Genomic DNA, 14,459 nt, shown 5'->3' on the forward strand with positions numbered 1-14,459 from the left:
AGTTATTAATACACTCGTAATCTCGAAACCTATTTCCTCGTTACTAATACACTCGTAATCTCGAAACCTATTTTCCTCGCCTCTATATCTTCGGCGTTGTTGTTACCACATCGGCATTTTGAGCACGGTTACGTAGTAAGTGATCCATGAGAGTGATTGCTAACATCGCTTCTGCAATTGGCACGGCACGAATACCCACACACGGATCATGGCGGCCTTTAGTAATCACCTCTGCCGACTCACCTTGTTTAGTAATCGTTTCTCCAGGAACACTGATACTAGACGTCGGTTTTAAGGCAATATGAGCAATGATATCTTGTCCTGATGAAATACCACCAAGAATGCCACCAGCATGATTCGTTTTAAAACCTTGTAATGTCATTGCATCACGGTGCTCACTACCACGTTGCTCAACCACATCAAAACCATCACCGATCTCAACCCCTTTAACGGCATTGATGCTCATTAATGAATGGGCAATATCAGCATCTAGGCGATCAAACACGGGTTCACCTAAACCAACAGGTATATTCTGTGCAACGACGGTAATTTTAGCACCAATAGAATCGCCATCTTTTTTAAGATTACGGATCAACTCATCAAATGCGTCAACTTTATCCACATCCGGACAGAAAAAGGCATTTTGTTCGATTTGTTGCCAATCAACCTTATCAATTTTAACCGCCCCCATTTGTGACAGATAAGCGCGTACTTCGATGCCATGTACTTGTTTTAGGTATTTCTTAGCAACAGCACCTGCAGCAACACGCATTGCCGTTTCACGTGCTGATGAACGGCCACCACCACGATAATCACGTACCCCATACTTTTGATGGTAAGTGTAGTCAGCATGACCAGGACGGAATAAATCTTGAATATTAGAGTAGTCTTTTGAACGTTGATCGGTATTTTCTATCAACAATCCAATTGATGTACCTGTGGTTTGACCTTCAAACACACCTGATAGAATTTTAACTTCATCAGCTTCACGGCGTTGAGTGGTATATTTTGAGGTGCCAGGTCGACGACGATCAAGATCGTGTTGCATGTCAGCTTCTGTGAGTGCTAATCCTGGTGGGCAACCATCAATAATACACCCCAATGCGACTCCATGACTTTCGCCAAAAGTGGTGACACGAAACAATTGTCCTATAGTATTTCCAGCCATCAATAACCCCCCTAATATAATAACAACATTTAATTTACATTATTTTTAAATTTTTTACTAATATCTTTCCCTATTTTTATCATCGGTTTCTCTATATATAGATAAGTGATCGATGAAACAAAAATAACAACCAAGAGTACTAGCGGCATCAAAAGCATATATTGGCTAAATGATAAAGTTGAACATAGCGAAGGAAATAATATTGTATATATTGTATATAAAACCAAACCATGAATAAGATAAATACTATAACTAATATCACCCAAATATATAGCTATTTTATTTTTTAATAATCCGTTAAAATCAAAACCATAAGTGAACAATAAAAATATTATGCCAATAATAAAACTTTGATAAAATCCAAAAGATGTTTTAAATAACAAAAATAACAAAAATAACAAAAATAAAGCCATACAAAATACATACTTATTATTTACATTAATATTTGTTTTTTGTGTTTTTGATTCAATAAGGGCACATATAAAACCGAATGCAAAAAATGAGAACATAACACTGTTAAATGTCCACACCCAAATTTCAATAACAATAGGATTAATACTAAAATAAAAAATGGCAAATACCAAGATAACAAATAGAGGCTTTATCTTATTATAAATAACATATAACAATGGTAACATTATATAAAAAAACCATTCATATGATAACGTCCATGTGACACCAGCTAACATTAAGCTAGCATGGTTATTACCATTAATACTTGGGGTAACAAACACCCCCCAGTCAAATAACTCTAATAATAAATTTTTAATTGGAACGTTTAAATTAAAACTCATCATGTAAAATGAATACAATATAACAATAAAGGTAACAAATAAATAAATAGGATAAATTCTAAACACTCTACCTATAAAGAAATCTAACCAATTATTTTTAGTCATAATCATTTTTTTTGTAAATAAGTACCCGGTAATAATAAAGAAAAAACCAACACTCGCTTGTCCTAAATGATTATAAAAATCAGACTCAGGCCTAACCCATATTCCTTTTGTTTTCCAAACATATGTTATTACATAGTGATGAATAAATACGGATATAGCTAAAATAGCTCTCAACCCATCTATTGAACCATATCTACGACTATTTTCTTGCATAAGATTAATACATAAAATAAAAAGTCATTCTAATACAATACACAAAAAAAGCGACAGGCTTTCACCCATCGCTTTCTTATTCATCTCGGTACTCGAAATCTAGTCCCTATGCTACCGCTAACACTTTATCCGCTTTTGCTTTACGGAATTTCTTCAATGATACCGCAACCAGTGCCGTTACAACCATACCAGTAGCCATACACAGTAGTGCTAATAATGGTTTGTTCATTGCACCCAGTAATGCGACTACAGGGCCACCGTGAGCAACACTATTCGTAATACCGAATGAGAACGCCATTACCGCCGCAACCATACTGCCTAATACGTTAGCTGGAATAACAGAGATTGGGTCTTGTGCTGCAAACGGAATCGCACCTTCAGAGATACCGACTAAGCCCATCGCACCTGCAGCTTTACCCGCTTCAATTTCTGATTGCTCAAATATATTAAGTTTACGGCCAATCACAGTTGCTAGCCCCATACCCAATGGCGCTACAGGAATTGCACATGCCATTGCTCCCATAAATTGGGTTTGACCATTAGCAATCATGCCGACAGAGAACAAGAACGCCACTTTGTTAAATGGACCACCCATATCAAAGCCAGCCATACCACCCAGCACAATACCCAGTAGAATAACGTTACCAGTACTCATTTCAGTTAGGACGGTATTCATGGTATGCATTAGGCCAGCAATCGGCGCACCAATAATAAAGATGAACGCACCAGCAATGAATAATGTACCAGTGATCGGCGCAATAAGAATCGGCACTAATGGTTGTAATAATTTGTGGTAATTACGTGTTGCCACCCAACGCACAAAGTAACCCACTAATAGACCCGCGATAATAGCACCAATAAAGCCAGTACCCGCATCAGCACCATAGAATGAACCGTTATTTGCAATCCAGCCACCAATGAAACCTGGAGCTAATGCTGGACGATCACCAATGGCATACGCTATGTAACCCGCAAGTACTGGGATCATTAAGGTAAAGGCGACGACACCAACATCAAGCACTTTTTGCCACATGCTGCCTGGTGGTATTTGCATTCCGGCATCCGTTGGCTGTCCACCAATCGCTAATGCCAATGCAATTAACAAACCACCTGTTACTACAAACGGGATCATGTGTGATACACCGTTCATCAAGAAACGGTATAGATCTGAACGCGCTTTAGATACTTTGCTTTCGCCGTCTTCTAAGCCATCACCATTAGCATCAAACGGTTTCGCAACTAGCGCTTGTTGAATAACACCCTTACCGTCTTTTATCGGTGCTTTAACACCTGTTTTAATTAACTTTTTACCTGCAAAACGTGCCATGTCGACTTGTTTGTCACAGCTAACCACAATGGCTTCAGCACGGGCAATTTCTTCGGCTGTCGGGGAGTTTTTAACCCCAATAGAACCATTGGTTTCAACTTTAATTTCATAGCCTAATTCAGCTGCTGCTTTTTCTAATGCTTCAGCAGCAAGATAGGTATGTGCTACACCAGCAGGACAACCAGTAACGCCAATTAATAAACCTTTATCTTGTGGTAATGTCGTTACGGCTTGTTTTTCAGCTAATAACAATGCTAATGCGTCAGCGGATGTTTTCGCTGATAAAAAGGCATCGATAAAACCATCTTCAATTAACTTTGATGACAACTCCGCCAGCACTTCAATATGGTGATTATCGCCACCATCTGGAGAAGCAATCATAAAAAATAGTTTTGATGGCAAACCGTCTTCTGCACCGTATTCAATCCCGCCACGACTGACACCAATTGCTACTGCTGGTTTAATAACGGCGGCACTCTTAGCATGGGGTAATGCCACACCATCTTCAAAACCAGTATTTCCTAGTTCTTCACGAGCTTTAACATCGATTAAAAATTGGGTTTTATCCGCAACGCGACCTTGTTGAACTAAAATATCTGCCATTTCAGCAAACACTTCATCTTTGGTAGTTGCTTTGAGGTTGAGGTTAATCAACTGCTCATTGATGAGAGTGGTAATCATGTTTTATCCCCGATGATTTATTTATGGACTCGATGACATCGCATCAGCCATCAGCATGGGAATATTGTCGGATTTTTCAGGTAGATAAAGTAGAGTATAAAAAAGGCTTTAACTGGAAATTTGTAACATTGAATCATCAGTGTGAGCTATCGCTCATATTTCAAACCTGATATAAAACAAGTTGAAGACCAATTTAAATTGATATAAATCAAATACTTAAAATAGAGTCGCAGCATAAATAAATCATTTAATTTAACTGGATAATATTTTAATCACTGTCTAAATAAGGCTTTAACTTGGCAGATTATGGGGTTTTTTAGTGCGATAGATCACAGAAAGGAGCGGCGAGGTTTCGAGGAAGAGTAGTAGCAAGGGAAACGAGTGACACGATCTCTGGGTTTGGCATTTACTTAGCCCATTATCCGTGATCTACTCAATGCGTGATCGAGCTTCAAAGACACCAGAGAATAAAGTGACTCTACAACGTGTGGATAATAGATTCCCTATCGCCCTCGCGGGCATTCACTGTAGGGAATGACGGGGTTAGGCCTGAGCATTAAGAATGCCAGTGGGAATAAACTAAAACTCGACAACACAATAATTCTACAACGTGTGGATAATTCCCACAAAAAAAGCGACAGGCTTTCACCCATCGCTCAATCTCGTAATCTTTAAAACTCGAAACTCGTTACTTAGTTATACGCACGCGCAAACATACCATCACAATGGGCTGAGTATGCTTTCGCGTATGCTGGAATAAACACTGACTGACCTTTTTCAAGCGTCAATGTTTCACCGTTATGGTGGGTCACAGTCAATGGCGCATCAATAGCAAACAAGATTTCGGCACTAGTGTTTTGTAAAGCAATATCATGAACTTGCTTATAAACACTGAATTTAAAGTCAGGCACTGGCACATGATAATGTAAACCGCCTTCTGCTACTGTCGGTGCCAATAATAGCTTATCGACCGCCATGCTAGTAAATTCTGTATTCGCCACCAGCTCAGGAACGTCCATAAATTTCGGTGTAAGGCCTGCGCGCAACACATTATCAGAGTTAGCCATGATTTCTAGGCCTGTGCCTTTAATGTAAGCATGTGGCGTACACGCACTTAAAAACATCGCTTCACCGGGCTGTAATGTCAGAACATTTAACATCAATGGTGCAAACAGACCAATATCACCAGGGTATTGCTCAGCTAGTTCTAACAATAACGCAAATAATGGCTGCTCTTGATTTACCTTACAGAAAGCTAATAGTGCATTAACTGCCGCGTCTTTGTGTTCACCTTCCAGTGATAGCATCGCTTCAAAGAAAGCACCTAAACCCGCTTCAGTTTGATTCGCCGCCAGTTGCGCAACAAGATCGCTAATTACCTCAATATTTAAGGTTTGGAACAATGTCACGATCTCTGTAATTTGACGAAAACCATTCATTGCTTGATAAGGCGTTAACGCAAACACAAGTTCTGGTTTATGGTTAGGATCTTTATAATTACGGTTAGCCGCATTACGCGCAATACCGATTTTTTCTTCCTTTGCATAACCGATCTCAGCTTGATGCTTACTGGGATGAACTTGAACTGATAATGCTTTCTCTGCCGCTAACACTTTAAACAAATAAGGTAATTCAGCAAATTTAGCTTGGGTTTCTGCGCCAATAATTGCATCTGGATCTGTGGCAATAAAATCGGCTAAGCGAACAGTTTCACCATTAACAATAATTGTTGAGCAGCCATTAGCATGTGCACCCATCCACATTTCTGCTTGCGGTTTTTGCTGTGGATTTGGAATAGCAAACAGATGTTCAATTGATGTTACACTGCCCCAAGCATAATCTTGGATCACGTTACCCATCTTATAAAAGACAGCACGGGTAGAGTCAGTCATTTTCAGGTCCTATTGTTATTATTGCTCAAAATGTTGATGGCATTGCATTAACCATTATGATTAACGTTATGCGCTAACTGACCGCACTATAGCAAAACTTAAACTGTTTATTCAGCACAAACTAACAATCCTGCTACTGCCACTGCAAATATAAAGTGAATACTATGGACAATGTTTTCTTTAATTTAATCGACTCAATCTTAACGGAACGAGAAAGCTTTAATCGAATTTGGTTTGCAGGCGGTAAAACTCAACCACCGCAATTTAGCTATCAAGTCAACTTTCCACGGCTAGAACTGGTGCTTAAAGGTGAATATGTTAACCAACTTGATGATGGTGATAATGGCATTTGCCAAATTAGTTTAATGGCTGGCGATGCTATCTATATTCCCCCCAACAGTTGGAACCAACCGAGTTGGAATACTGAATGTTCAGTACTGAGTTTATTATTTGGTAAGCGTCAATTAGGCTTTAGTTTGGTCAGTAAAACCAAAGATAGCCCTAAGTTTTATGATGTCCAAAAGCATTCTATTCAAGCATGGACCGGACATGCGATTGATCCGATCTTAACCGCTCTCAACATGCTAGCTACCGAACCTCAACAACAGCCGATGGATGAACATTTACTGCAAGCATTGCTAAGCTACACCCGTAACATGCTGCATGTACCGCTGCATCAATCAAAAAACCGTACTGAAGATCTCTATCAAGGAATTTGTATTTATATCCAAGAGAATTTTCACCGTGCAATTAGTCGCGATACCATTGCTAATCGATTCAATATTACGCCTAACCATCTATCACGCTTATTTCGTCAGCAAGGACACATGCGGCTAGCTGACTATATTTGCTGGGTTCGCATTGAGCGCGCCAAATTTATGTTACGTCAATATCCATTTCGATTAACTGAAGTTGCCAGTCGCTGCGGCTTTATCGATGTAAATTATTTTTGTCGCGTATTTAAAAATAAAACCGGTCGAACGCCATCAGAATATAGAGCGGTAGCATAAGCCACTATCTCAACGCTTCAATCACTAATGCTTTAAGTTCTTGTGGCTGTTGAGCGAATTTTAACGCTGCGCAATAATCATCATTTAATAAACATTTTGAAAACTGCGCAAATGCCATGATCACTGCTTTAGGTGGTGGTTTAGGTAATATCATCGCAATAGCTCGAGTGATATTGCCTCGAGATGAGCCCCAATCAATAGACTGGTGATGGCACACAATCGCTATTGCAGGCGTGGCTATCATCTCATGCATAATATGAGGCAGTGCGATACTCGGTCCCATAACCGTTGCAGAAATAGTTTCTCGAGCTAATAACGCTTGCCGTAATGCGGGTTGTTGTTCTGAAGAAATAACGTGTTGCGCCACCAACATTTGGCTTAATTGGGCAATCGTATCAGCTTTATCACTACAATGACTGGCGCGACAATCGTCATAACTAATGCTGGTTAATGGGAAACTGATCTTAAAGGGTAATGAAGGCGACAATTGTGATAGTGATAACGCATATTGGCCAATAAAGTCAGTTAACACTAAGTTAGCTAATTCAGCATCATTGCCTTTGATAATTAACTGGCATAAAGCGTACGGTTTATTGGCTAATGACAACATTTTTAAGGGCTGTGATATTGGAGCGCGAGTAAGCTGACTAACATTAAATAACTCAACCTTTGATTGAAAGTAAGTGGTTAACTTTTTGAGTTGATTAAGTTGATAAGAAGGTAGCCCTGCTTCACCACAATAGAATGTGATCCGTCTTTCTAACATCATTATTCCTTTAGTAGAGCTGTGACGTAATCACAATTATTGACACAATTGCTGACAACGTTCAATTACCGCTATTGCATCAACTAATACTTCCTCAATCGTCACACAATGAATACGGCTACCAGTAAAGCGAGCCCGTTGTTCAACTTCAATATCAGAGGCAATTAATACAATATCTGCGTTGGCAATATCTTTAGCCGTGAGAAAATTCTCGATGCCCATAGCACCTTGGGTTTCCACTTGGATCTTTATCCCCATTTGATGCGCGGTTTTATTAAGAACATCCGCAGCCATATAGGTGTGTGCTATACCCGTTGGGCAGGCTGTTACCGCGACAATTTTCATTTTTAATCCTTAAATAAATAGTAACGAAGGGTGAGGGAAAAAAGGGATGAGGTTTCGGGGGGAGAGGAAAGAGTAGTAACGAGTAGCGAAAAAATAAGGTTCAAAAAAACGAGGAAAGTTAAGCAGCTTTTATTGCCTTCACTTTTCCTCGTTTCTATTTTATCTCACTCCTCGAGATCTAAGCTCTTCCCTGCTCTTCCTCAAGACTCGAAACTTCGAACCTCAAGATCTACGCTCTTACTCTTCGCGTTTTGATTTCCACTTTTTAATACCGCTGCTCTTACCGCCAAAGCTTGGTTTACTATCACGGCTTGGCGCTGAAGTACGTGCTGGACGATCATCATTATTACGACGAGGTGCATCAGTACGACCACCACGACTTTCATTGTGACCATTACGATCTTCATTACGATTACGGCTACTGCGGTTAGCACCATCTGGACGACGATTGAAATCACCAGTACCACTATAGGTTTTAAACTGCTTTTCAGCTGCATGGCGTTCGTTGCGTGCTTCTTGCTGGCGATGATCATACAACTTAGCATCTGTTGCTTTTGCAATCGTACGGCCTTCAGCATCAGTTTTTGATGCTTCTTCAGTACCACTTGATTGAGCGATCAACTGCTGAATTTCATTAATTTCAGCATCAGTTAAATAACGCCACTTACCGTTTGGTAGACCATCAATCGTAATGTTCATGATACGTACGCGACGAAGTTTATACACTTCATAACCTAACGCTTCACACATACGACGAATTTGACGGTTTAAGCCTTGAGTCAATACGATGCGGAATGAGAAGTTCGTTTCTTTAGTGACTTTACATGGCAAGGTCACTGTATCTAAGATCTCAACCCCAGAAGACATTTTTTCAATAAATTCAGGAGTGATCGCTTGGTCAACACGGACGACATATTCTTTTTCATGCGAATTACCCGCACGTAGAATTTTATTAACGATATCGCCGTCATTGGTTAAGAAAATAAGACCATCAGAAGGCTTATCTAAACGACCAATCGGGAAAATACGCTTACGGTGACCAATGAAGTCAATCACGTTGCCTTCAATATGACGTTCTGTAGTACAAGTAATACCTGTTGGCTTATTCAGCGCGATATAGATTGGACGCTCTTTGCTACGTAGTGGCTTATCATCAACCAATACCTCGTCGTTATCCATTACGCGCATACCCATTTCTGGCACAGTGCCATTGATGGTTACACGTCCCTGATCAATCAGCTTGTCCGCCTCACGGCGTGAGCAATAGCCTGTATCACTGATAAATTTATTAAGTCGAACCCCTTTCGGGCTCTGCTGGTCAGTAGAATTTTGTGACATGGTTTTCTTCTATAAAGGGCTTTAGGTCGATCAGGGCAATAAACCACTTAATTGTAGTTTACTTGCTCGATAGTTGTTATGAGGGGAAGTTTAACTGATTGTGAGACGAGTAGCGAGTAGCGAGTTTTTAACCTTTCGCAAACTCGCTACTCATATTATTTACTTCGGTAAATCACCGTGGCTAATACGGCCGACATAATCATGCTGCAATTCTTTTTCTAATTGCGCTTCAATATATCCTGGAGATTTCGTTTTCGCTGACAATAAACGGTACATAGCAGGGATCACTAATAGTGTTACTAAAGTGGCAAATGCCATTCCAAAGAACACCACAGTACCGACTGAAATACGACTTTCAGCACCAGCCCCCGTTGATAGAATCAAAGGTAATGCACCAAATAAAGTCGTGAAAGCTGTCATTAGAATTGGGCGTAGACGACGTACCGAGGCATCGATAATCGCTTGCTCAAACTCTATTCCTTTATCACGCAGCTGATTAGCAAATTCAACGATAAGAATACCGTTTTTAGTTACCATACCAATCAACATAATCATGCCTATCTGACTATAAATATTGAGCCCTTGCCCCATTACCCATAATCCAGCAAGACCACCAAAAATTCCCATCGGCACCGTTAGCATTACCACCAGCGGGTTGATAAAGCTTTCAAACTGCGCTGCAAGCACTAAATAAGCCACCAATAACGCCAAGCCAAATACCACGAATATACTGCTTTGGTTATCACGAAAATCTTGTGATTCACCAGCATAGTTAACGGTAATGTCTGACGGCAACGTATCAATCGCTTGTTGATCAAGAAAATCAAGCGCATCACCTAGCGTGTAACCTTCAGAAAGGCTTGCTTTTAGGGTGATCGATTTCTGCTTTTGGTTATGGCTTAACTTTTGTGCTGATGCCACTTCATCAATTGAAGCGACAGTATCAAGCGTGACTAGCTTGCCATTTTTCGCCCGTAAATAAATCTGACTTAAATCGGTTGAGCTGTTAAAACTATTTTCATCACCGCGCAGATAAACATCATATTCTTCACCGCGATCAACAAAGGTCGTTTCACTACGTCCACCAAGCATCACTTCTAATGTTTCGGCAATTTCAGTTACTGGAATACCTAATTCAGCCGCACGCTCACGGTTAACATTCACCAGTAACTCAGGGGTTGTTTCAGCATAATCTAAATCAGCACCTTCCATTAACGGGCTATCTTCAGCAATGTGTTTAAGCTTAGTCGCCCACTTAAACAGTTCTTGGTAATCCGCACCGCCCAATACAAATTGTACGGGTTCAGATGATCCACCACGAAAGCCTGGCATCATTGGCATTACGCGTACATCAGGAATACCGGCCAATGTTTTACTGATCAGACCCAAGGCTTGTTGAGCACTAACAGAACGATCATTCCAATCTTCTAATTGCATGATCACAAAGCCAGTCTGATCCCCTGCTCGGCCACCAAATGCTGGTGATTGAATGCTGACAGATTTCAGTACACCTTTACCGAGTAATGGTAATAAGCGGGCTTCAACTTGATCCATGTTGCCAATCATACGGTTATAACTGGTACCTTCTGCACCTTTCACAAAAGCAAAGAGTACTCCGCGATCTTCTTGTGGTGCGAGTTGAGCGGGGATCACTTTCATTAACCCTGCACTGGCGGCAATACACGCTAATACCACAATCGGTGCCACGAAACGTTTTTTTACCGCAACAGTAACAATACCGCGATAACCATTTTCTAATTTATCAAATTGACGATTAACCCACAGATTAAATCGATTTGGTTTCACATTCGCTTTAAGTAATTTACTGCACATTACTGGTGTTAACGTTAATGCGATTAAAGATGAGAAGATCACCGCCATTGCAAGTAACACTGAAAATTCAGTAAATAATCGCCCAACCATACCTTCCATAAAAGATATCGGTAAGAACACCATCACCAAGACTGCTGTGGTTGCAATAACCGCAAATCCTACTTCGCGAGTGCCTTTATAAGCCGCTAATAACGGTGATTCTCCACGTTGTAAATGATGGAAAACGTTTTCAACCACCACAATGGCATCATCGACCACCAATCCTATCGCCAGAATTAACGCCATTAGTGTCAGCAAGTTAATTGAAAAGCCAAAGAAATAAGCCGTAATAAATGCCGAGATTAATGACACTGGTACCGTTACTGCAGGAATTAAAGTTGCACGCACTTGACCAATAAAAATATACAACACCAGAATCACTAGCGCACCCGTGACTAACAGAGTGTTATAAACTTCATTAATCGAACGTTCGATAAACACCGTTGCATCGTAATCAATCGTCAACGACGCCCCTTGCGGCAAAAACTTTTGCATCTTCGCCACTTCAGCGCGCACTTCTTTCGCAACATCGAGCGGGTTAGCATCAGACATCGTTACAATGCCTAAACTTAAATTGACTACGCCATTGCTTTTAAAGGTCGAGTTTTCGTTTTCAGCACCAATCGCGACATTAGCAACATCTTTAAGATAAATAGGTGTTCCCGTTGCCGTTTTGCGGATCACTAAATGCTTAAAATCATCAACGGTTTTATATAAGCGTGCGGTACGTACTGACATCACCGTTTGATCGTTACGGACTTCACCACCGGGTAATTCAACGTTTTCATCTTTAAGCGCGTTAACAATATCTTTGGTGGTGATACCGCGTCCTGCCATTAAGACAGGTTGTAACTTGATATACATTACCTTGTATAAAGCACCACTCAGGCTTACTGAACTAACGCCATCAAGCAGACTAAAACGATCTTCTAATACTCGCTGCGCATAATCAGTCAGCTGAGTACGATCCATCTCTGATGATGATAAATTAATATAGATCGCGGGCTCACCAGAACCGTTATCTTTTGAAACAATAGGATCATTGGCATCATCTGGTAATCGACGTTGAGCACGAGCAACCGCATCTCGAATGTCACTTACCCCTTCAGTCAGATCCCAGTCCATATTAAATTCAACGGTGATCCGCGACATACCATTACGAGTGATCGAGGTAATATTCTCTATACCACTGATACCTGACAATTCATCTTCTATCGGCGTGGTAACTTGGCTTTCCATTACCGTTGCTGATGTACCTTCATAAGTGGTCATGATGGTCACCACTGGACTTTCTACATCTGGCATCTCACGTACAGCCAGTTTAGAAAAAGACACAATGCCAAATACACACAACAACAAACTTAATACGATAGCAACCACTGGCCGCTTTACTGAAATATCAGATAACCACATTAGCTCGTCACTCCAGCAGCAGGCGTTATGTCTTTAATGGTGATGCCATCGCGCATATTGACTAATCCTTGTACAACAATACGCTCACCTATTTTAATGCCCTTTTGTATCACTACGTTATTATCAATACGCTCGCCAAGTTCAACCAAAGTGCGATGGACTTTTTGTTGATCGTCAACAATGTATACATAACGTTTAGTGCCTGAATATTCTAATGCTTGCACAGGAATAATCGCTTGCTGATGCGGAATAAAGTCAATATCGGTAGCGAGTAGCATTCCCGGTTTTAGCGCGTGATCTTTATTTTCAAATACCACCCGTACTTTAATATTTAATGAGTCAGGTTGAACACGTGAATCAATAGCTTGAATCTTGCCCACAAAAGCACGATCGCCCCAGGCTTGGCTTCTAGCAGTAACGTTAATTCCAACCTTTAAAGAGGAGATATATTGTTCTGGTACTTCAATATCCAGACGCATAGAAGAAAGGTCATCAAAATTAAACAACTCACCACCCGCAGCAACCATATGCCCCGGACTAAAATCGTATAATCCGATAGTGCCATTAAACGGTGCTCGAATAGCATGATCGTTAAGGTTAGCTAATGCGGCTTTTAAACGTGCATTAGCAATGCTGACACTGGCAGCTTGAGCATCAATTTCTGTTTTAGTAATAGCACCACGAACAAGCAACCGTTTAAATTCAGTTAATTTACGTTGCTCATCATTACGATATGCCAATGCTTCATCGTAGGCAGCAGCGGCTTTATCATTATCAAGTTGGATCAGTAATTGTCCTTTGGTAACCGTTGTATTAACAGGGACAGCAATCGTTTTTATTTTAGCCGACACTTCAGCAGCAACATTAACCGCATGTTCTGCATTCAATTTACCAACTAATGATAACGATTGAGCAACGGCAACCGAAGCAACCTCATCCGTTGTTACAGAAACAACACGTTGCGATCGCTCGGGCGGTGATTTTTTTTGCGCAGCATGTGACGTTCCTTGAAAGTAAAAGTAACTACCTGATAATACTGCGGCGACTAATACTGCTACGGCCATTTTTTTCATTTGCTAAAACCATCATAAAAATACTCGCCGAATAATATCTGAACTAGGGCAGGAGTAACGTCAAGAAATGTAAAGTTAAGCAAAAATTAGCTTAGTGATGAAAAATCAAGCAAGTATTCGATAAATATAACAAAAAGGGTTTACAGCGCTGAAATGTTTGTTATTATCCGCTCCGCACTTGTGGTGGGGTTCCCGAGTGGCCAAAGGGAGCAGATTGTAAATCTGCCGGCACTGCCTTCGAAGGTTCGAATCCTTCCCCCACCACCATTAATTTTGAAGAGTTGTTTTATAACGGCTTTTCGGTGGTTAAAGTGGCCTTTAATCATCATAGCAACATCCCGTGGTGGGATTCCCGAGTGGCCAAAGGGAGCAGATTGTAAATCTGCCGGCACTGCCTTCGAAGGTTCGAATCCTTCTCCCACCACCATCATTTAGAAAGGTTGTTTATAACAACTTTTCGGT

Annotated in this window: 10 protein-coding genes and 2 tRNA genes; 3 read left to right on the forward strand and 9 right to left on the reverse strand. The window is 40.6% G+C overall.

Features of this window, described 5'->3' with window-relative positions; genetic code table 11:
• Positions 1 to 82 precede the first annotated feature (82 nt).
• The 4 genes from aroC to manA all read right to left on the reverse strand — a co-directional run bounded on the left by aroC (position 83) and on the right by manA (position 6,180).
• The gene (gene aroC, locus C0W29_RS19745; RefSeq protein ID WP_045045368.1) at positions 83 to 1,168 is read right to left on the reverse strand and encodes a chorismate synthase; all 1,086 of its coding nucleotides are present in this window, start codon (positions 1,166 to 1,168) and stop codon (positions 83 to 85) included.
• A gap of 29 nt (positions 1,169 to 1,197) precedes the next feature.
• On the reverse strand, positions 1,198 to 2,280 hold the full coding sequence (locus C0W29_RS19750) for an acyltransferase family protein (protein ID WP_080895430.1): 1,083 nt from the start codon (positions 2,278 to 2,280) through the stop codon (positions 1,198 to 1,200).
• A 106-nt stretch (positions 2,281 to 2,386) separates the two neighbouring features.
• Positions 2,387 to 4,288, reverse strand: coding sequence for a fructose-specific PTS transporter subunit EIIC (locus C0W29_RS19755; protein WP_045045366.1), 1,902 nt, complete (start codon positions 4,286 to 4,288; stop codon positions 2,387 to 2,389).
• 692 nt (positions 4,289 to 4,980) lie between these two features.
• Positions 4,981 to 6,180, reverse strand: a complete 1,200-nt coding sequence (manA, locus tag C0W29_RS19760; RefSeq protein ID WP_045045365.1) for a mannose-6-phosphate isomerase, class I — start codon at positions 6,178 to 6,180, stop codon at positions 4,981 to 4,983.
• A 164-nt stretch (positions 6,181 to 6,344) separates the two neighbouring features.
• Here manA and C0W29_RS19765 point away from each other — a divergent pair, with 164 nt between their 5' ends.
• Positions 6,345 to 7,190 carry a helix-turn-helix transcriptional regulator gene (locus C0W29_RS19765; protein WP_045043325.1) on the forward strand — a complete coding sequence of 282 codons (846 nt, stop codon included), beginning with the start codon at positions 6,345 to 6,347 and terminating at the stop codon, positions 7,188 to 7,190.
• 4 nt (positions 7,191 to 7,194) lie between these two features.
• Here C0W29_RS19765 and C0W29_RS19770 read toward each other — a convergent pair whose 3' ends face one another.
• The 5 genes from C0W29_RS19770 to C0W29_RS19790 all read right to left on the reverse strand — a co-directional run bounded on the left by C0W29_RS19770 (position 7,195) and on the right by C0W29_RS19790 (position 13,997).
• The gene (locus tag C0W29_RS19770) at positions 7,195 to 7,956 is read right to left on the reverse strand and encodes a PTS sugar transporter subunit IIA (protein WP_045045364.1); all 762 of its coding nucleotides are present in this window, start codon (positions 7,954 to 7,956) and stop codon (positions 7,195 to 7,197) included.
• Positions 7,957 to 7,992: 36 nt separating this feature from the next.
• On the reverse strand, positions 7,993 to 8,301 hold the full coding sequence (locus C0W29_RS19775; RefSeq protein WP_036793601.1) for a PTS fructose transporter subunit IIB: 309 nt from the start codon (positions 8,299 to 8,301) through the stop codon (positions 7,993 to 7,995).
• A gap of 237 nt (positions 8,302 to 8,538) precedes the next feature.
• Positions 8,539 to 9,639 (reverse strand): 23S rRNA pseudouridine(2604) synthase RluF, encoded by a 1,101-nt coding sequence (gene rluF / locus C0W29_RS19780; RefSeq protein WP_045043327.1) that lies wholly within the window; start codon positions 9,637 to 9,639, stop codon positions 8,539 to 8,541.
• A 159-nt stretch (positions 9,640 to 9,798) separates the two neighbouring features.
• Entirely contained in the window at positions 9,799 to 12,924 is a 3,126-nt protein-coding gene (locus C0W29_RS19785; RefSeq protein WP_107174164.1) for a multidrug efflux RND transporter permease subunit, read from the reverse strand.
• Positions 12,924 to 13,997 (reverse strand): efflux RND transporter periplasmic adaptor subunit, encoded by a 1,074-nt coding sequence (locus C0W29_RS19790; RefSeq protein WP_045045362.1) that lies wholly within the window; start codon positions 13,995 to 13,997, stop codon positions 12,924 to 12,926. Before C0W29_RS19790 ends, C0W29_RS19785 begins: the two co-directional genes overlap by 1 nt.
• A gap of 182 nt (positions 13,998 to 14,179) precedes the next feature.
• On the opposite strand from C0W29_RS19790, the gene C0W29_RS19795 reads away from it, so the two are divergent.
• Together C0W29_RS19795 and C0W29_RS19800 are read left to right on the forward strand one after the other, a co-directional pair.
• A tRNA-Tyr gene (locus C0W29_RS19795) sits at positions 14,180 to 14,264 on the forward strand.
• A 75-nt stretch (positions 14,265 to 14,339) separates the two neighbouring features.
• Positions 14,340 to 14,424 (forward strand) — tRNA-Tyr (locus C0W29_RS19800).
• Positions 14,425 to 14,459 lie beyond the last annotated feature (35 nt).

It is taken from the genome of Photobacterium kishitanii, assembly GCF_003026355.1.
GTDB classification, from domain to species: domain Bacteria; phylum Pseudomonadota; class Gammaproteobacteria; order Enterobacterales; family Vibrionaceae; genus Photobacterium; species Photobacterium kishitanii.